The sequence below is a fragment of the Brevibacillus choshinensis genome, assembly GCF_016811915.1.
Taxonomy (GTDB): Bacteria; Bacillota; Bacilli; order Brevibacillales; family Brevibacillaceae; genus Brevibacillus; species Brevibacillus choshinensis_A.
Genome location: NZ_CP069127.1, coordinates 5,191,624 through 5,208,799, shown reverse-complemented (window position 1 = coordinate 5,208,799; position 17,176 = coordinate 5,191,624). Strand labels below are relative to the sequence as shown.

Genomic DNA, 17,176 nt, shown 5'->3' with positions numbered 1-17,176 from the left:
AAGAATCCCTTCTTTCCTTCGCATGACGATGGTTTTCCCTATCGTAAGGTGCTGCGTCCGCAAAAGGTAGAGCCAATTGGCGGGAGGTATAGCAGGCCAATTTGTCGAACGACTGAGGAAATACGAAGGAACGCTTCGCTAGGGAGGACGATGGGGATGGAGTGGCAGCCTGACAAGCAAGGAGACACACCTGTTTATCAGCAGATTGCACAGTGGCTGGAAGGTCAAATCGTTCAGGGAGATTTGCCGCCGGGCACATCACTGCCTGCCGAGAGAGTGTTGGCCAAGCGCTTCGGGGTCAATAGAGGGACGGTATCAGCCGCCTACGAAGAGCTGCGGGCAGCAGGGCTATTGCAGTCGATGCAAGGGAGCGGGACATGGGTCAGCCGGCATTTGTGGGGAGTGCAGCGGGTTCCCAATTGGCATAAATACACGAATGGGGGAGCCTTTCTTCCCGCCTATCCGCTGGTCAAACGCATTCAGGAGGCATGCTTTGATACGTCGATCATCAATCTGGCAAAGGCAGAGCTGGCGACGCCATTGATTCCTTCCCTCGATCCGCAGGAATTGCTGCGATTGCAGCAAACACCGCAGTTTGAGCTTGGCTATACGCATCCCAAAGGAGACATGGGGCTTCGCGAAGTATTATCCCGGCATTTGCGCAAACAATACGGAATCCCGGCTTCTCCAGAGGAGATTCTCGTGACTTCGGGCGCACAGCAGGCGCTGCATTTGATTTCCCTCTGCCTGCTGAGCCCGGGAGACGCCGTTGCGATGGAGGGCCCCTCGTACTCGTACTCGTTGCCCTTGTTCACTTCGGCGGGACTTCGCTTGTACAGGCTATCCATGGATGCGGAAGGAATCATACCCGAGGGAATCCGCCAGCTGCATCAGGAGCACAAGCTGCGCATGGTATTTGCCAATCCGACCTACCACAATCCGACTGGGCTGGTCACGAGCGAGCGACGCAGGAAACAGATTCTCGATACTTGCATGGAGCTGCGAATTCCGTTGGTGGAAGACGACGCGTACGGTGCTCTTTCCATGAAAGAAAGCAAGCGGCCGCCCCAACCGATCAAAGCCTTCGACAAGAGCGGTACGGTTCTGTACGTAAACAGCGTATCCAAGACGATCGCACCGGGTCTGCGCATCGGCTGGCTGGTCGGTCCGCGTTCGGTCGTCGAGAGGCTTGCAGACGCCAAGCAGCAGATGGACTTTGGCACGAGTACGGTCTCCCAGCAGCTGGCCAGATCGTTTTTGGAGCATGGCAGGTGGGAAGCGCAGATCGAGCGATTGTCGTCGTATCTGTACGAACAGCGAAACGCCACGCTGGATGCCTTGCAGTCTCATCTGGCAGACCTGGTAGAGTGGAATGTTCCGGAGGGCAGCTACCATGTGTGGGGCCGTCTGTACGAGCCGCGAGAGGAGCGCGTGCTTTTGGATGCGGCTATCCGAGAGGGGGTCGTGTTTACACCCGGCAGCGTTTACGGCGCCGAAGCGGGATGGCTGCGATTGACGTATTCATGGGAGCAGCCAGCTTCCATTCACGAGGGGATGCGGCGTCTCCAAAAGGCGATTCTAGCGGGTACGTGACCGCATCGGGCTATAACGGAGCGCATTTGTGTTCATACTAGTGACGGCTACAAGAATGTCGAATTGAGGTGTGAACCCATGGGCTTCTCTCTGGTCATTGGCTATATGGAGTCACTGACTTCGTATTATCTGGCATTGCTCCTGTTTGTCACCGGGCTGATCCTGCGTTTTCGTTACTATATCGCCTACCAAAATCGCCAGCTGACGCGTGATGCCGCGGTTGCAAAAGGCGGAAGCTACACGTTGCTGTCTCTCGCTGCCGTTGTTTTGATTGCCCATTACATGCTTATTTGAACTGGCCGATTCGTCTGATGAAGGTTTCCACCTTCACGTGGACCTCTGCATCCTTGAAGAGTTTGTCCCAGTCTTTTTGATGGGTTTTCCAATAGGCATACTGATGCCGGCGGAGCTCTTCGCCAAAACCGAAGATGTCGGTTTGGTACTTTTCCTGCATGTTCTTGATCAGCTTTTCGGTTTTTGATTGGATCGTCTTGTTCATTTGAATCTCTTTCTCCCTGAGTTTCTCGATGGAAGGGTGGTTTTCCAGCCCATCCTCAGCCAAATTTCCTTCTCCCGGATCATGACCGTAAAAACAGGCTTGCCGTTCTTGATGGCCGTATGAACGGTGGAGCGCACTGCTTTTACCTCCATGGTCGTAAATCCGGGACTTCCCCCTCGAGATTTTGCAAAATGACTTCATCTCCGGAAGAAAACGTACCGTTGATCCACCGGAGAGCCTTCACTTGCTGATCCGTGAGCCAACCGATCAGCTTTTCCCCTTTCATGATGGCTCCGCCCGCCATTTTCACTTCATCACCATGGGGGGTGATCCTAGGCAAAACGCTGTTGCTGCCATCGTGGAAGTTGGTGGAAAATTGACCGATGGAATCGTGATTGGGCAAGCGAGCAGTCTTGGACTCGCCCTCTTCCGTCAGCTTGCTTATGTATTGGCCAGATACAGGCATCAGTTTTGGCTTGATGTACAGCGCATCTTTTGCAGAGCCTTTGGCGATTACGAGCTTGATTTTTCGCCGGGACTCATGGTCGCGGTAAAACAGGTCGAGAGGATGGTTGATGCCTTCCTTGGCGAGCTCCTCCCCGATGATGATGATCTGGAGATGCTCGTAATAGGGCTGTCTGGCCACTCTTGTCGCCATGAGACGGATGCACTCAAAAATGGACGGCCCTGTAGTCGAGGCGTTCCAGACAGGGGATATGTTCGGGTTGCTCACCTTTCCAGACAAAGCACGCGCCTCCGTGAACTGTGTCGTAAATTCGTAGTACGACCTTTCCCCATTCGCCGCTTTGTTTTTATCGATCGCTACGGCCATGACAAAGAGGCGGTCCTGGATCTCGACCCGATCCCAGCAGCCCGTCAAGAGTGAGGGCAGCAGCAAAACGAAAAATAGGCGGGGGAGGACAAGACGCTTCACACGCGCTGCCTCCTCTTTTTCCATTTGTAGACGAGCACGAGCCAGATCGGAACGATGCCGATCAGAAAGACGCCCAGCCAGCTCGCCAATTGGCTCCATCTGTCAACCTCCAGAATGTTGCGGGGTAAGACAGCGATCAGAAACACGACGGGAATGAATAGGAGCGCAATGACACGGTGCTCCTGCAGCCCGAACAGCTGGGACGCTATGAGGCTGGCGCAATAGTGGAACATGACGATGGTGGTGACGGCAAAAGGAATCCAGACCATCATCATGATGGAGTCCAGACGTTCGATAAAAGCGCCGGGAACCTCGATGTTTTTGATAATGGCCAGAGTCGGGTATTCGACCAGCGTGACTTCCGTCTTCCCCAGAACAGCGATGCTCAAAATCGTGACGATGACGTACAAAAGCATGGTAGTTCCTACAGCGATCAGAGACGCACGCTGAGCGGAACGGGGCTGCTCCATGAAGGGTTGGATGAACAGCAGAATCTCAAATCCCATGAAGGCAAAAAACGTCGTAGGGAAGGCGCGGAAGAGGGGCTGAATGCCATCGCCGAGAACGGGGAGGATTCGTCCCAGATCCGTATCCCGTATGGTTTGCGTCAACACCAGCATGAGCAAAAAAAGGGTGAGCGGTTGGATGAATTCATTGAACCGGGCAATGGCATTGATCCCGTGCAGCACGAGATAGGTGCTGACGCTGAGCATGCCGATGATGATGACTTCGAGGGGAGTCAAATCCAGCAGGAAAAGCTTGGTGACATCTGCCGAGATGCGCACGACTGTACCGACAAACACCAGAAAATAGACCAGAAATGCCACGAGGACGATGGTTCCAAAAAAACGCCCGATCAACAGGGGTGCATAGTGAATAATGCTTTGCCCGGGGAAGCGGTTCCCCAGGTAGGCCATGATGGACACAGCGACCATGGCAAGGAAACCGGCTGCGAAGAGCACGATCCAGCTGTCGACACCCGCTTTCGAGCCTACCGATTCGGGCAGGTTCAAGACACCTACCCCGACCATGGCAGCAAGCAGCTGCACCGTAATCTGCGAAGTAGTCAATCGATCCTTAATCACGATTACCACCCTTTCTTGCGTTTTTGGGTGTTCATCCGTTTTTGATCCAATGGATGGAGAATCTCAGGCCGTTCCTTTAGATAAACGAGCGGCGCACGTACCAGTAAATCCTTCCAGTCCCTGAAACGATAAGGAGTGATTGGAGCAAAATAGTTGATTCCAAACGATTTGAGGGAGACCAGGTGCGCCAAGATGGCCATGAGCCCCAAAATCAGTCCAAAGAGGCCAAGGCTTCCCGATAAGAACATCAATGGAAAGCGGAGCAGGCGCAAGGCGATGGCTCCGTTATAGGCAGGTACCAAAAAAGACGAGATGGCGGTAATCGCCACGACAATGACGAGGACCGGACTGACGATTCCGGCCTCCACAGCAGATTGCCCAATCACGAGTCCTCCGACGATGCCGATGGTTTGCCCCATGACTTTGGGCAGGCGCAAACCGGCTTCACGCAGCATCTCCAGCGTGGCCTCCATAAAGACAGCCTCCAGCAAGGCGGGGAAAGGGACCTCCGCCCTTGTTGCAGAAATGCTCAACGCCAACTGGGTGGGGATCATTCCGGGATGATAAGAGATGAGGGCAATGTAGAGAGATGGCAATATCAAAGCGATCGTCGCACCGATCACGCGGATCATCCGAATAGAGGAACTAATGATCCAGCGCTCATAATAATCATCGGGAGCTTGAAACAGCATGGAAAAAGTGACAGGGACGATCAAAACATTGGGGCTGCCATCCACCATGATGGCAATGCGTCCTTCTGCCAAAGCTGCCAGCACATTAGCAGGGCGCTCGGTGTATTGGACTTGAGGAAAAGGGGAGTACCAGCTGTCTTCAATCCACTGCTCAATGATTCCGCTATCCAGGACTTGATCGATATCGACAGTGGACAGACGCGTTTTGACCTCATCGAGTACGGTCGGATTGACAATTCCGTTGATGAAGAGCAAGCCCACCTTCGTATTGCTGCGTCTACCCACAGATTGAATGGCAACTTTCAATTCAGGGTCCGGATATCTTCGCCGGACCAAGGAAAGGTTCGTCTGCAGCGATTCGACAAAGCCGTCCCGCGGTCCGCGCAGAGTGCTCTCATTCTCAGATTCCTGGATGCTTCTTTCCTCCATGCCTTTCCCGATCCCGATATAGGCCGACTGATCGGACTCCCTGCAGATGATCACGTTCCCTTGGAGAATTTCATCGATCGCCTGCTCCAACGTCGGAATGGACGAGAACGGCATTTCACTTTGGAACATGCGAAGCTTTTCAATCAGCTCATCCTGAATGTAATGCGAAGCGATGAGGCTTTCCAAAAAACAGAGGGTAAAGGATTCACTCCCGATTTGGATTTGACTGCTTAGATAGTCGGAGCTGTCGCCTAATCGTGCCGTTATTTCCTCGCCCCAATTCATAGCTGGACCTCCTGAAGAAGGAATACCCGTATTGTGAGGCAAAGTGGAAACATTATGCATGAAAGGCGATTTTTGAGTCGAAAGAACTGATTTTGGGGACCAGTTGCAAAACCGAAGGAAAGGAGTATAATAGGAATATGTTTCGTTAGGTAAACATTTTTGCTCATAGCAAATTCTATATTTTTTTAGCTAAAAGTTGCATGCGTGCAAAAAAAATGGATTAAGCCACAAAGGTGGGTGGAAATGATGAGAACGGGATCGAATGCGACAGAAGCTGTCCAAGAAAGCAGTTGGAGAAACGCGGTGTCAGAGCCGTCCTTGCCAGAAGTTCACCGGTCGATGAAGGTTCCTCAAAAAGGTTCTTGGATTCGCAAGTTCCTCGCGTTTGCCGGACCTGGATACCTCGTCGCAGTGGGATACATGGATCCGGGGAACTGGGCGACGGATATTGCGGGTGGGTCGCTGTTTGGGTACTCGCTGCTGTCCGTAATCATGCTGTCCAATCTGATGGCAATCTTGCTGCAGGCACTGGCAGGCAAGCTGGGGATCGTGACAGGGAGAGATTTGGCTCAGGCATGCCGGGATCATTACAGCAAACCCGTTGCCATGGGATTATGGGTATTGTGCGAGCTGGCGATTGCGGCTTGCGACCTCGCTGAGGTGATCGGCGCGGCGATCGCGCTGAACCTGCTGTTTGGCATTCCGCTCGTATACGGGGTGCTGATAACCGCATTGGACGTTCTTGTCGTCCTGTTTTTGCAAAACAAAGGTTTTCGCTACATCGAGTCGATCGTCATCGGTTTGATCGTGACCATTGGCGCGTGCTTTGCCTTTGAAATGTTTTGGTCTCAGCCAGAAGTGAAGGAAATCCTGGGTGGATTCATTCCGACTGCCGAGATCATCAAAAATCCGGAAATGCTCTATATCGCGATCGGGATTTTGGGAGCCACAGTCATGCCCCACAACCTGTATCTGCACTCGTCCATCGTACAGACACGGCAATACGAGCAAACCACACTGGGCAAGCGGGAAGCGATCAAGTATGCGACAGCGGATTCCACGATCGCTCTCGTCTTCGCTCTCGGCATCAACGCAGCGATTTTGATCCTGTCTGCCGCGACCTTTCACCGAGCCGGCATGACGCAGGTGGCAGAAATCGGTGATGCGTATCACCTGCTGGCGCCTCTTCTGGGAACGACGCTGGGAAGCATCCTGTTCGGGGTCGCCTTGCTGGCTGCAGGGATGAACTCCACGCTGACGGGTACGTTGGCTGGGCAGATTGTGATGGAAGGCTTCTTGAACCTGCGGATCACGCCATGGCTCAGAAGACTGATTACACGGATGATCGCCATCATTCCGGCCGTAATCGTGACGGCGCTGTATGGAGAGAGCGGAACGGCTCAATTGCTGATCCTCAGCCAGGTCATCTTGTCGCTTCAATTGTCCTTTGCGGTGATACCGTTGGTGAAGTTTACGAATGATCAAAAGAAAATGGGCGAGTTCGTCAATGCTCCTTGGTTGAAAGGATTGTCCTGGATCGTCGCGTTTATCATTGTGGTGCTGAATGCGTATCTGCTCTATCAAACTTTGTTTGGATAACGACTATAGAAGGGCCATTCCCAAAAAGGAAGGGCTCTTTTTTTTGTACGCCTTTACGAATGGCTGGCAATAGGGTACCGTTGCATCATATGTTTTGAAAATTTTGTATTTACTAGGAGGCTGAGAGTGTGAAGCAGGAGCAATGGGGGATCGCTGGAACGGGAAACTTGGGAGGAGCCATTTTGACACAGCTGGGGAAAGGGAATCGGTATATCCGTTATTACCATCGAGACGCAGTCAAAGCCGAGGCGATTGGAAACGAGTATCCGGGCCATCAGAGCATCGCGAAGGAGGAGCTGGACAGCCTGGATTTCCTGATCCTCGCGCTGCCCGCTGATCAAATCGTGCCGTTTATGCAGGATTTGCGTGACTCGGGTCTGGCGCTTGAGGAGGTGACCATGATCAACATGGCAACCGTGCTGAATACGGTCGATTTGATGAACCGCTTCCCGCAGCTCCAATGGCTGGGGATGAAATTCATGGGGCATTCCGCCGATTTGCGGGAACGCGGCAACGGACTGTTCGTCACCGAGCGAAGCGAGATACTCGAGCAAAAGCAAGAGAAAGCCATCCGTTTTTTCGAACAGCTCGGCCAAGTGATGATAGATAGGGAGACCGTAGTCGAGCAAGTGAATGTCCTGGCTACTCGTGTGGCGGTAAAAGCGGCGCTGGATCTGGAACGGGCAATCAGCGAAGGGGGATACCGGCAGGAGTACGCCATGCGCGCACTGGTCTCCATCGCACCGGAAGTCATGCGTTCATACGTGGCAGGGACGATGGGGCATTTTGCCCGCAAGATTGTGGAACAACTGAAAAACAGCGAATAAAAGGGGAATATTTCCAAATTAATTTCATTTGCACGCAACCTTTTCCTTTTTGAATCGTATGAAAAATAGATGCATTTCTGGAAAGGGGTGACAGTTGTGGGAGTGCTCGAAACCATCTACATCGTCTGTCTGGCGTGCGGCGTCCTTTACGCATTGGCTGTGCTGCTCTTCGGTCATGCGGACTGGATGAGTCACCACCATGCCCACTTGCCCGTGCTGCAGCCTATTCTGCTCGTCAGCGGCGCGACGGCTTTTGGCGCGGCTGGCTATTTGCTAGGACGTTTTACTTCTTTATCTGATCTCGTGGTTGTGGGTCTGGCCGTTCTGATCGGGATCGGACTGGCAGTGGCCTCCTATTTCTTATGGGTGCAGCCGATGAGCCGGGCGGAAAATTCCACCGGATACACCATGAGTCAGCTGGTGGGAAAGCTGGGAGAGGTATGCACGACGATTCCGGCAAACGGACTGGGAGAGGTGCTGGTGAAGATGGTCAGTGGAACGACCTTTCACATGGCGGCATCGCTGGATGGCGAACAGATCCGGCAAGGGTCCCGCGTTGTCGTGGTAGAGGTGCGTGACCACGTCCTGCATGTCACTGGGTTTCCGCATGATGATGCCAAAAAAGAGGAGGAATAAAGAATGACGCTAGAACCGGGTATATTGACGACCGTACTCGTAGTCATCGCCGTATTCGTCGTACTGGGTATCGCATTTTGGGCGAGGTACAAAACGGTTGGGGCGGATGAAGCCATGATCGTGACAGGAAGCTATCTCGGCTCGAAGAACGTCCTCAGCGATGAGTCAGGCCGCAAAATGAAGATCGTTCGCGGCGGCGGTGCTTTCATTTTGCCGATTTTTCAACAAGCCAATTTCTTGAGCCTTTTGTCCCACAAGCTCGATGTGTCGACGCCAGAGGTGTACACCGAGCAGGGGGTTCCGGTCATGGCTGACGGGGTCGCGATCATCAAGGTCGGCGGCTCCATCGATGACATTGCCACAGCTGCTGAACAATTCATGGGCAAGACGGATGAAGCCCTGAAATCGGAAGCACAGGAAGTATTGGAAGGCTATCTGCGTGCAATTCTCGGCAGCATGACAGTCGAGGAAATCTACAAGAACCGGGAGCGCTTTGCCCAAGAGGTGCAATCCGTAGCGACCAAAGACTTGAAAAAGATGGGGCTTTCGGTAGTCAGCTTCACAATCAAGGATGTACGAGACAAAAACGGTTACCTGGCTGCTCTCGGGATTCCGCAAATCGCGGCTGTCAAGCGTGATGCGACGATCTCTCAGGCAGATGCGGACAAAGAAGCGCGGATCAAGCAAGCACAGGCAGAGGAAGAGGCACGCAAGGCAGAGCTGTTAAAGGAAACGAACATCGCGGAAGCCGAGAAAGAAAAAGAATTGAAGGTCGCAGCCTTCAAGCAGGAGCAGGACAAAGCCAAGGCGAGCGCAGACCAAGCCTACAAGCTCCAAGAGGCTGTAGCCAAGCAGCAGGTTACCGAAGAGGAAATGAAGGTCGACCTGGTACGCAAGCAAAAGGAAATCGAGCTGGAAGAAAAAGAAATCCTCCGTCGCGAACGCCAATACGATGCGGAAGTGAAAAAGAAAGCGGATGCGGATCGCTATTCCGTCGAGCAGGCGGCGGAAGCGGAAAAGGCCAAAAAGCTGCGTGAGGCCGATGCCGTCAAATACCGGATCGAGGCGGAAGCCAAGGCGATGGCGGAGCAGAAGCGACTGGAAGGTCTGGCCATTGCCGAAGCCGAAAAGGCGAAGGGAAGTGCGGAGGCAGAAGTCACCCGCCTGAAGCTGGAGGCAGAAGCAGAAGGGAAAGAAAAACTGGCAGATGCATTCGAAAAATTCGGTCATGCCGCTGTTCTCGACATTATTGCCAAGATGCTGCCAGAGCTGGCGGAGAAAATCGCGGAGCCGATGAAAGCGATCGACAAGGTGACGATCGTAGACGCCGGCGGTGGTCAGGGAGATGGCGTGAACAGACTGAGCGGGAATGTCACCAAGCTGATGGCACAGCTCCCGGAAATGCTGAAGGACGTCTCTGGCCTGGATATGAACAAGATGATTACCGACTTCATGCAAAAGGGTGGAGCAACGCAGATAACAGCGAAGCTCCCCGAAGAGGTAGAGCTGGCGCCGATCGCCGCAACTACCGATTCCACAGCAACGAAATCATAGGAAAGTCCTCGGACGATAAGAGCCCCTCCCGACAGGAAGGGGCCTTTTTGCATCAATCGTCCCCTTGATCACCTTGCCCCACTTTTTTTGTTTTTCCATACAGGCGCATCATCTCCGAAACCGTGACAAACTCGTACCCACGCTTTTGCAGCACCGGCAAGATTTCACGAAGCGCCTTTACGGTCTGGCTGCGGTTGCCCCCGTAATCGTGGAAGAGGACGATGTCACCGTTTCGAGCGTTGTTTATGACTTTGTTTACGATCTTCTTTACACCGGGATCGCTCCAGTCGCGCGTATCCTGGTGCCAGGACCACATGACGACGAGAAAACCGGAACGTTTCGCGACGTTCACCACAGAATCGCTGTAGTACCCTCCAGGTGGACGGAATAGCTGAGGTCTGACCCCTGTGCTCGCATAGATGATCTCTTGGGTTTTCTCCATTTCCGCCTGCAGCCGATCGTTGGAGATTCTGCGCACATCCGGATGACTGTACGTATGATTCGCCAGTTCGTGGTTCTCCGAGACCAGCTGGCGCGCGACCTGGGGAAATGCCTTCACGCGGGAGCCTACCATAAAAAAGGTTGCCTTTGCATTGTATTCCCTCAACAGCGCGGCAATTTGCGCTGTGTACTCAGGATCAGGCCCATCGTCAAAGGTCAGTGCCATTACTTTTTTGTTGGTATTTACCTCCCACACGATTTCGCCGCGTGTTTCGTAGTAGTCGCGATCCCTTTGCTTCTGCGCCAGTGCTGAGCCAGTCAAAGACGACGCGAGCAGCATCGTGACGATAAACAAGGACAAAGCTTGCTTCTTCATCTAGATTCACCCCTCGGCAGTGGAACATAAAACGTGTGTACTTTCGCATCCTTACTATGCGCCAAGTTTTGGTGATTATGTGGTGGACATGAATTCTGATGAAAAATCATAGATGCATAAACGACCCCTTGATGATCATGCGAAAGGGCTCAAGGAGCTCACGGATGATGTGTCCTCACCAAAAAGACACTTGTGCTTTTTAGGAGGATACCTTAATCTAGTATCAGATTTGCCTACATAAAAAAGATGGTGAGCAGATAGGCAGATGGAGGAGAGAACATGAAGGTTGCAAAATTCGGCGGCACTTCGCTTGCGAATGCAGAACAGATAAAGAAAGTATGCAGCATCATCAGGGCAGATCAAGACCGGCGATTGATCGTCGTCTCGGCACCGGGGAAGAGATGTAAGGACGATACGAAAGTGACGGATTTATTGATTCGATATGCGGAACGTTATTTGGAGACGGGTGAAGCGTCCGCGGAGAAGCAGGAGATTTTCGGACGTTATCAGGAGATCGCTCGGGAGCTGCAGCTGCCGTGCGAGGTGGTGGCGCAGATCGAAGCAGAGCTGGATGAAGTGCTCTCCAACCGCAAAATGCTTGCGGCTGACCGATTCATGGATGCAGTCAAGGCAGCGGGTGAAGATACCTGCGCCAAGGTGGTCGCCCATTATCTTCGCAGCCTGGGAGAGGATGCTCGCTACATCAATCCAGAGGCTGCGGGCATGCTGGTCACCGATGAGGTGGGGAACGCACACGTCCTGCCGGAAGCGTATGAGAAGCTGTCCGCCCTGCGCTCGAAGTCTGGCATCACCGTTTTTCCAGGATTTTTCGGATTTACGGAGGCTGGGGATCTGGTGACCTTCTCGCGCGGAGGCTCGGACATAACCGGTTCGATTCTGGCGGCGGCGGTCAAAGCAGACGTCTATGAGAACTTTACGGATGTCGACTCGGTCTACGTGGTGAATCCGAATTTGATTGAACGGCCCGTGGAGGTAAAAGAAATTACGTACCGTGAAATGAGGGAGCTGTCTTATTCGGGGTTCGGGGTGTTCCATGAAGAGGCGTTGAGCCCTGCCTATCAGGCTGACATTCCCGTTTGCATCAAAAATACAAACAATCCGTCCGCACCTGGCACGATGATTGTAAGCGAACCGCCGGTTTCCACGAAACGGGTGTCCGGCATCGCGAGTGACAGTGGATTCTGCAGCATTTATGTCAGCAAGTACTTGATGAACAAAGAAATAGGCTTTGGGCGCAAGCTGCTGCAAATACTGGAAGAGGAATCCCTTTCCTACGAGCATACACCGTCTGGGATTGACAACATTTCCGTCATCCTGCGGGAACGCGATCTGACAGCAGACAAGGAGCAGCGAATCGTGGAGCGCATCCAGAATGAGCTGCAGGTAGATGATGTCACAGTGACTCACGGACTGGCTCTGGTCATGATCGTAGGCGAGGGGATGAGACAGTCGGTGGGAACCACAGCGCGTGCTGCCACTGCTCTGGCTGCCGCAAAGATCAATCTGGAAATGATCAATCAGGGCTCGTCTGAGGTCAGCATGATGTTCGGAGTGAAGGCGGAAGAGGCAGACCGTGCCGTCATCGCCTTGTATCAGGAGTTTTTTGGATGCGAGTCGGAAGAGCAAGAGGCATTTGCCCGTCACTCTTCCTCAGTGATGGTGTAAGAGCGCTGCTGAAAATCGCCATCCTGCCATTGGTACATGCGCCACAAAGGTTCCGATCCACAAAGGCTCACGATCCAATAACTGAGCGAGTGATAGTGCCAGCCGTCGCGATCCCTTTGGGAAGGAACAGGCAGCGTATGCGGGTGGGTGTGAAGGACACCCAGCCATTGCATGTTAGACTCCCGGATCAAGGCAATTGCCCGTAAAAAACCAGGGCCATCAAAGGAGAACGCATGCTTGTCCAAGGTGCTCCCCGTCATGGGGATATGATCGGTGATGGCAGCTTTTTGCCCGATCAACAAAGCGGAATACTCATACGGGAACGCCTCTTGCGCTTCAGCCAAGAGGCGTTTGTGTACTTTTCGGGTCAGGGATAATTTGTTATCCTTAAACGCAAAGGGTTCGCCTAACCAATTGGGTGTCATGGGGACCTCCCCTTTTTGGATTGAAATCTTTGGACCTGGGGGTTTCAAAGGCAATGAGTACCATACAAATTGGAGTCTGCGGCTGGGGCGATCATCATGATCTGTACCTGCAAGGGGTAAAGAACCGCGACAAGCTCTCGGTCTACGCAAGCCATTTTCCCATCGTCGAAGTGGACAGCTCCTTCTATGCCATTTTACCACAACGAAATTATGAGACTTGGGTCCGGGAAACGCCGGATCGTTTTGGTTTTATCGTCAAACCGTTTCAGGCCATGACCGGACATCAACGAGGGGCAGCACCTGTCGACAGGCGGGAGCTGTTTCGTCAGTTTGAGGAAAGCATCGAGCCGCTCGTTGCGGCAGGCAAGCTCAAGGCACTGCTGTTTCAATTCCCGCCCTGGTTTGATTGCACCAGGGAGAATGTCCAGTATGTGAAGGCGTGCCGCCAAGCTCTCGCTGCTTACCCATTCGCGGTAGAGTTCCGGCAACGAAGCTGGTTCAGTGCACAGTTTCGGGATCGGACACTGGACTTTTTGCGTTCGATCGAAGCGACGCATGTCCTATGCGATGAGCCGCAGGTGGGGAACGGCTCGGTACCGATCGTGGTCGACGTCACTCATCCTGCTCTGGCATTGGTCCGCTTTCATGGACGGAATCATGCCGGCTGGAGAGATCCGGGGGAAGGTCAGAACTGGCGGGATGTGCGCTATTTGTACCGCTATTCCGAGGAAGAGCTGGCACAGTGGGTTCCGCGCATCCAGCAGATCGCAGATGATGCGGATGAAGTGTGCATTTTGTTCAACAATAACTCTGGGGGCGACGCAGCTCACAACGCGAAGCAATTTGCGGACATGCTGGGTGTGCGTCCCAGCGGGCTGAATCCCCGCCAGATGGAGCTGTTTTAACACCGGGAAGCATTGCGCCCAAATCTGGGGCTAGCCCTATTGGAGAAGCAGCGATAATGGTTTGTTCAAGAAAGAAGGGTTCACATGCTTGCAGCAATGGCAGTCTTGTTCGTATGCATTGGAGTGGCGGCTGGCGTCGTCGGAAGTATTGCGGGTCTGGGTGGAGGAATCTTTTTTGTTCCTGCGCTCTTGTTTTTTGCAAATGCCTATTTGCCTGGCTCGATGACTCCCCAGGTGGCTGCGGCGACATCGCTGCTCGTCATCGCCGTGACGGCATTGTCCTCTTCCATTTCCTACTTGAAGCAAAAAAAGGTGGACGTGCAGAGCGCCATGCTCTTTTTTGTCGGCAGCGCACCAGGTGCTATTGTGGGCGTCTACCTAAATAAATTACTACCATTAGGCGGATTTACGCTGTTGTTTGGCTTGTTTCAGCTGCTCATGTTCGTACTGATGATGGTCAAAGACAAACTCAAGCCGCGCAATATCGAATGGCAGGTCAAACGGCGCTTCGTCGACCATGAAGGCAATGAGTACGAGTATGGCTTCAGCAGATGGAGCGCCATTCTGATCGCTTTTTTCGTAGGGATTACCTCATCCCTGTTCGGCGTAGGCGGCGGGGTGCTGATGGTGCCCGCGATGATGATTCTGTTTCGCTTTCCTCCTCACATCGCGACAGCGACTTCGATGCTCGTCATCTTCTTCTCTGCCGTGATTGGCTCGGTTACGAATGTGCTGCATGGCAATATCGACTGGCTGTATGCTGCCATGCTTGCGCCGGGAGCGTGGGCGGGAGGAAAGCTGGGGGCGATTGCAGCCAGCAAAATGAAGGGGCGCACGATCGTGCTCATCCTGCGCCTCTTGATCTTGGGCATTGCCGTACAAATGATAGGGGAATCGATCCTCGGATAAGCTCGCATAGAGAGGGAGGGGAAAGCGTTGGCAGACACCTGTACCTTGCACTTGCTGCACACCAATGATTTGCACAGCCACTTTGCTACCATGCCGCGGATCGCGACCTGTTTTCGCACGCGAAGGGACCAATGGCAGAAGCAGGGGGAGCATGTGCTCACGGTAGATATCGGAGACCATATGGACCGAATGGACACCAAATCCGAAGCGAGCCTGGGAAAAGTGAATGTAGGTGTCATGAACCGCTCCGGCTACGACTACGCGACGATAGGAAATAACGAAGGCATCACGCTTCCAAAAGAAAAGCTCTCTGCCATGTACGAGAATGCTGATTTTACTGTGATCCTGGGGAATCTTCTCGACCCGCAGCGAAACGCGACACCAGAGTGGGCGGTGCCGTATGCCATCCATCAATGGCCTGATTTGCGGGTAGCGCTCTTGGGCGTGACGATTCCTTTCACTCCCTCTTACAGCAGCATGGGCTGGGACATCCGGGATCCGATTCCGATTCTTCGGGAGCAGCTCGCCGCATTGAGAGATCAGGCAGATGTTTTTGTTCTCCTGTCACACCTGGGCTATCAGGCAGACCGTCGCCTGGCAGCGGAGGTTGAGGGATTGGATGTCATCCTGGGCGCTCACACGCACCACACGTTGATGCAAGGCGAGAGAGTCGGCAACACGCTGATTGCCCAGACTGGGAAATTCGGACAGCATGTCGGCCATGTTCGACTGGTGTGGGACCGTACCGTCAAGCAGGTGACAGAGGCGAGTGCGGAGCTCTATCCCAGTGCTGATTTTATGCCCGACGAGGAGTTGGCGGCATTTTTGCTGCAGCAGGAGGAGGAGGCGGAGCAAATCCTGAAGCGCCCAGTGGCCATGCTGGAGCACGACCTGCAGGCTTCGTGGATGGAGGAGACACCGTTTGGCTCCTTTCTGGCTGCCAGCATTCGTACGTGGACCGGTGCAGAGATCGGATTGGCAAACGGCGGGCTGCTTCTGTCTGACTTGCTTCAGGGAAGTGTGTCTTTTTCTGACCTGCTCCAAAGTCTGCCGCACCCGATCAATGCCTGTGCCGTAACGTTGACAGGCTCACAGCTGACACGCGTCCTCGAACAGGCGATCCAGCCCGAGACGATTCATCGCGAGCTGCGCGGCTGCGGCTTTCGCGGGAAAGTGGAGGGGTGGATGGGCGTAGATGGGCTGCATATCCGCTACGTCGGAGGGGAGCATCCTCGCATTGTGCAGATCGAGGTCAATGACCAGCCCTTGATCCTGGAACAGGAGTACCGTGTGGGGACAGTCGATATGTTCATGTACAATCGGCTATTTCCCGACCTGCTGCAAGGAACCCAAATCGAGTTTTTTCTCCCTCAAATGCTTCGGGAGGTCGTAGCCAAGACGGTGATGAATCAAACCTTTGTTCAGCAGTCCTTTCTCCCGAGGTGGGAGCGGGTGATTCTCCCCTGAGGAAAAAGATGCTCCTAACTGTCAAAATGGGGGCATGCTAACAAAAGCGGTCACATCCACGTTTTATGGAAAACGTCGAGAGATGCTTCAATCCCCCCAATGAGAGGGGACGTTTTTCACAGAAAGGAGGAGGGATCGAACCATGCGGTTTATCGACGAAGTGTATGAGATGTACAAAGGGCATTTCAACGGTGCCGAAGAGGACATCACGGCTGTTGTAGTGGGCATTTTGGATGAACAGTCCCGGGAAGACTTGCTCGATCTGATAGACGAGATGGACGAAGAAGAGCTATTTCATATGCTGGCGACGTACATGATCGAGGTCATGAAGCGCAAAGTGGCCATGGAGGATGAAAGCGCGCCTTCTCTTTCGCCTTCGACTTTGACGCACTGACCGTACGCAAACACACATTTCTTGCTCCTGTCATAGGATGGTAACGCTACGAGGCAGGAAAGAAAAAGGAGGGTTGCGCAATGGTCGAGGTAGTGCCTGTTCATTTTCCAGAGGGGACGGCGATCGCTGTCACTGTTCGACTGCCAAAAACAACATTGCTCGCCGTTACCACGGATCATGGATATATCATGTGCGGAGCACTGGATGTAGGGCTCTTGAACGAAAAGCTTGCCAGCCGCCAGATCCTGGCAGGGAGGGCAGTGGGGGTCAAGACCATCCAGGAGCTGCTTGATGCACCTCTCGAATCTGTAACGACGACTGCAGAAGAAAAGGGAATTACAGCTGGCATGATCGGACGGGAAGCCGTCATCAAGATGCTGTAGCTCCATAGAAAAAGGCAGGGAAAGGGAATAGACGCCTTTGTCGATGTGACGAGGGCG

The 17,176-nt window shown here is 53.4% G+C and carries 18 protein-coding genes; 12 read left to right on the top strand and 6 right to left on the bottom strand.

Annotated elements, in window-relative coordinates; all coding sequences use genetic code 11:
• The first annotated feature begins 156 nt into the window (after positions 1-156).
• Positions 157-1,593: an aminotransferase-like domain-containing protein gene (locus JNE38_RS26080; RefSeq protein ID WP_203353971.1), complete on the top strand. Its 1,437-nt coding sequence runs from the start codon at positions 157-159 to the stop codon at positions 1,591-1,593.
• Between the two features lie 78 nt (positions 1,594-1,671).
• Positions 1,672-1,887: a CLC_0170 family protein gene (locus JNE38_RS26075; protein WP_203353970.1), complete on the top strand. Its 216-nt coding sequence runs from the start codon at positions 1,672-1,674 to the stop codon at positions 1,885-1,887.
• Here the strand turns inward: JNE38_RS26075 and JNE38_RS26070 are convergent.
• From JNE38_RS26070 to JNE38_RS26055, 4 genes are all read right to left on the bottom strand, one after another.
• On the bottom strand, positions 1,880-2,155 hold the full coding sequence (locus JNE38_RS26070) for a Ger(x)C family spore germination C-terminal domain-containing protein (RefSeq protein ID WP_238933468.1): 276 nt from the start codon (positions 2,153-2,155) through the stop codon (positions 1,880-1,882). The two genes, JNE38_RS26075 and JNE38_RS26070, sit on opposite strands and share 8 nt — an antisense overlap.
• A gap of 79 nt (positions 2,156-2,234) precedes the next feature.
• Positions 2,235-3,026, bottom strand: a complete 792-nt coding sequence (locus JNE38_RS26065) for a Ger(x)C family spore germination protein (RefSeq protein ID WP_203353968.1) — start codon at positions 3,024-3,026, stop codon at positions 2,235-2,237.
• Positions 3,023-4,111: a GerAB/ArcD/ProY family transporter gene (locus JNE38_RS26060; RefSeq protein ID WP_203353967.1), complete on the bottom strand. Its 1,089-nt coding sequence runs from the start codon at positions 4,109-4,111 to the stop codon at positions 3,023-3,025. Before JNE38_RS26060 ends, JNE38_RS26065 begins: the two co-directional genes overlap by 4 nt.
• Positions 4,112-4,113: 2 nt before the next feature.
• The gene (locus tag JNE38_RS26055) at positions 4,114-5,517 is read right to left on the bottom strand and encodes a spore germination protein (RefSeq protein WP_203353966.1); all 1,404 of its coding nucleotides are present in this window, start codon (positions 5,515-5,517) and stop codon (positions 4,114-4,116) included.
• A 246-nt stretch (positions 5,518-5,763) separates the two neighbouring features.
• Between JNE38_RS26055 and JNE38_RS26050 the strand changes: the two genes are divergently transcribed.
• The 4 genes from JNE38_RS26050 to JNE38_RS26035 all read left to right on the top strand — a co-directional run bounded on the left by JNE38_RS26050 (position 5,764) and on the right by JNE38_RS26035 (position 10,133).
• Positions 5,764-7,116, top strand: a complete 1,353-nt coding sequence (locus JNE38_RS26050) for an Nramp family divalent metal transporter (protein WP_238933759.1) — start codon at positions 5,764-5,766, stop codon at positions 7,114-7,116.
• Between the two features lie 128 nt (positions 7,117-7,244).
• Positions 7,245-7,943 carry an NAD(P)-binding domain-containing protein gene (locus JNE38_RS26045; protein ID WP_203353964.1) on the top strand — a complete coding sequence of 233 codons (699 nt, stop codon included), beginning with the start codon at positions 7,245-7,247 and terminating at the stop codon, positions 7,941-7,943.
• Positions 7,944-8,039: 96 nt separating this feature from the next.
• On the top strand, positions 8,040-8,579 hold the full coding sequence (locus JNE38_RS26040) for an NfeD family membrane protein (protein WP_203353963.1): 540 nt from the start codon (positions 8,040-8,042) through the stop codon (positions 8,577-8,579).
• A 3-nt stretch (positions 8,580-8,582) separates the two neighbouring features.
• Positions 8,583-10,133 carry a flotillin lipid rafts scaffold protein FloT gene (locus JNE38_RS26035; RefSeq protein WP_203353962.1) on the top strand — a complete coding sequence of 517 codons (1,551 nt, stop codon included), beginning with the start codon at positions 8,583-8,585 and terminating at the stop codon, positions 10,131-10,133.
• Positions 10,134-10,185: 52 nt separating this feature from the next.
• Here the strand turns inward: JNE38_RS26035 and JNE38_RS26030 are convergent, their stop codons facing one another.
• Positions 10,186-10,950: a polysaccharide deacetylase family protein gene (locus JNE38_RS26030; RefSeq protein ID WP_203353961.1), complete on the bottom strand. Its 765-nt coding sequence runs from the start codon at positions 10,948-10,950 to the stop codon at positions 10,186-10,188.
• Positions 10,951-11,229: 279 nt separating this feature from the next.
• Between JNE38_RS26030 and JNE38_RS26025 the strand changes: the two genes are divergently transcribed.
• Positions 11,230-12,636, top strand: coding sequence for an aspartate kinase (locus JNE38_RS26025; protein WP_203353960.1), 1,407 nt, complete (start codon positions 11,230-11,232; stop codon positions 12,634-12,636).
• On the opposite strand, the gene JNE38_RS26020 is transcribed toward JNE38_RS26025, so the two are convergent.
• Positions 12,612-13,061, bottom strand: a complete 450-nt coding sequence (locus JNE38_RS26020; RefSeq protein ID WP_203353959.1) for a M67 family metallopeptidase — start codon at positions 13,059-13,061, stop codon at positions 12,612-12,614. The two genes, JNE38_RS26025 and JNE38_RS26020, sit on opposite strands and share 25 nt — an antisense overlap.
• A 53-nt stretch (positions 13,062-13,114) precedes the next feature.
• Between JNE38_RS26020 and JNE38_RS26015 the strand changes: the two genes are divergently transcribed.
• From JNE38_RS26015 to JNE38_RS25995, 5 genes are all read left to right on the top strand, one after another.
• Positions 13,115-13,966 (top strand): DUF72 domain-containing protein, encoded by an 852-nt coding sequence (locus JNE38_RS26015; protein ID WP_203353958.1) that lies wholly within the window; start codon positions 13,115-13,117, stop codon positions 13,964-13,966.
• A gap of 84 nt (positions 13,967-14,050) precedes the next feature.
• Positions 14,051-14,875: a sulfite exporter TauE/SafE family protein gene (locus JNE38_RS26010; protein ID WP_203353957.1), complete on the top strand. Its 825-nt coding sequence runs from the start codon at positions 14,051-14,053 to the stop codon at positions 14,873-14,875.
• A gap of 27 nt (positions 14,876-14,902) precedes the next feature.
• The gene (locus JNE38_RS26005; RefSeq protein ID WP_203353956.1) at positions 14,903-16,342 is read left to right on the top strand and encodes a bifunctional metallophosphatase/5'-nucleotidase; all 1,440 of its coding nucleotides are present in this window, start codon (positions 14,903-14,905) and stop codon (positions 16,340-16,342) included.
• Between the two features lie 142 nt (positions 16,343-16,484).
• Entirely contained in the window at positions 16,485-16,736 is a 252-nt protein-coding gene (locus tag JNE38_RS26000; RefSeq protein WP_203353955.1) for a DUF6154 family protein, read from the top strand.
• A gap of 80 nt (positions 16,737-16,816) precedes the next feature.
• Positions 16,817-17,119, top strand: a complete 303-nt coding sequence (locus tag JNE38_RS25995; RefSeq protein WP_203353954.1) for a YunC family protein — start codon at positions 16,817-16,819, stop codon at positions 17,117-17,119.
• Positions 17,120-17,176: the final 57 nt, after the last annotated feature.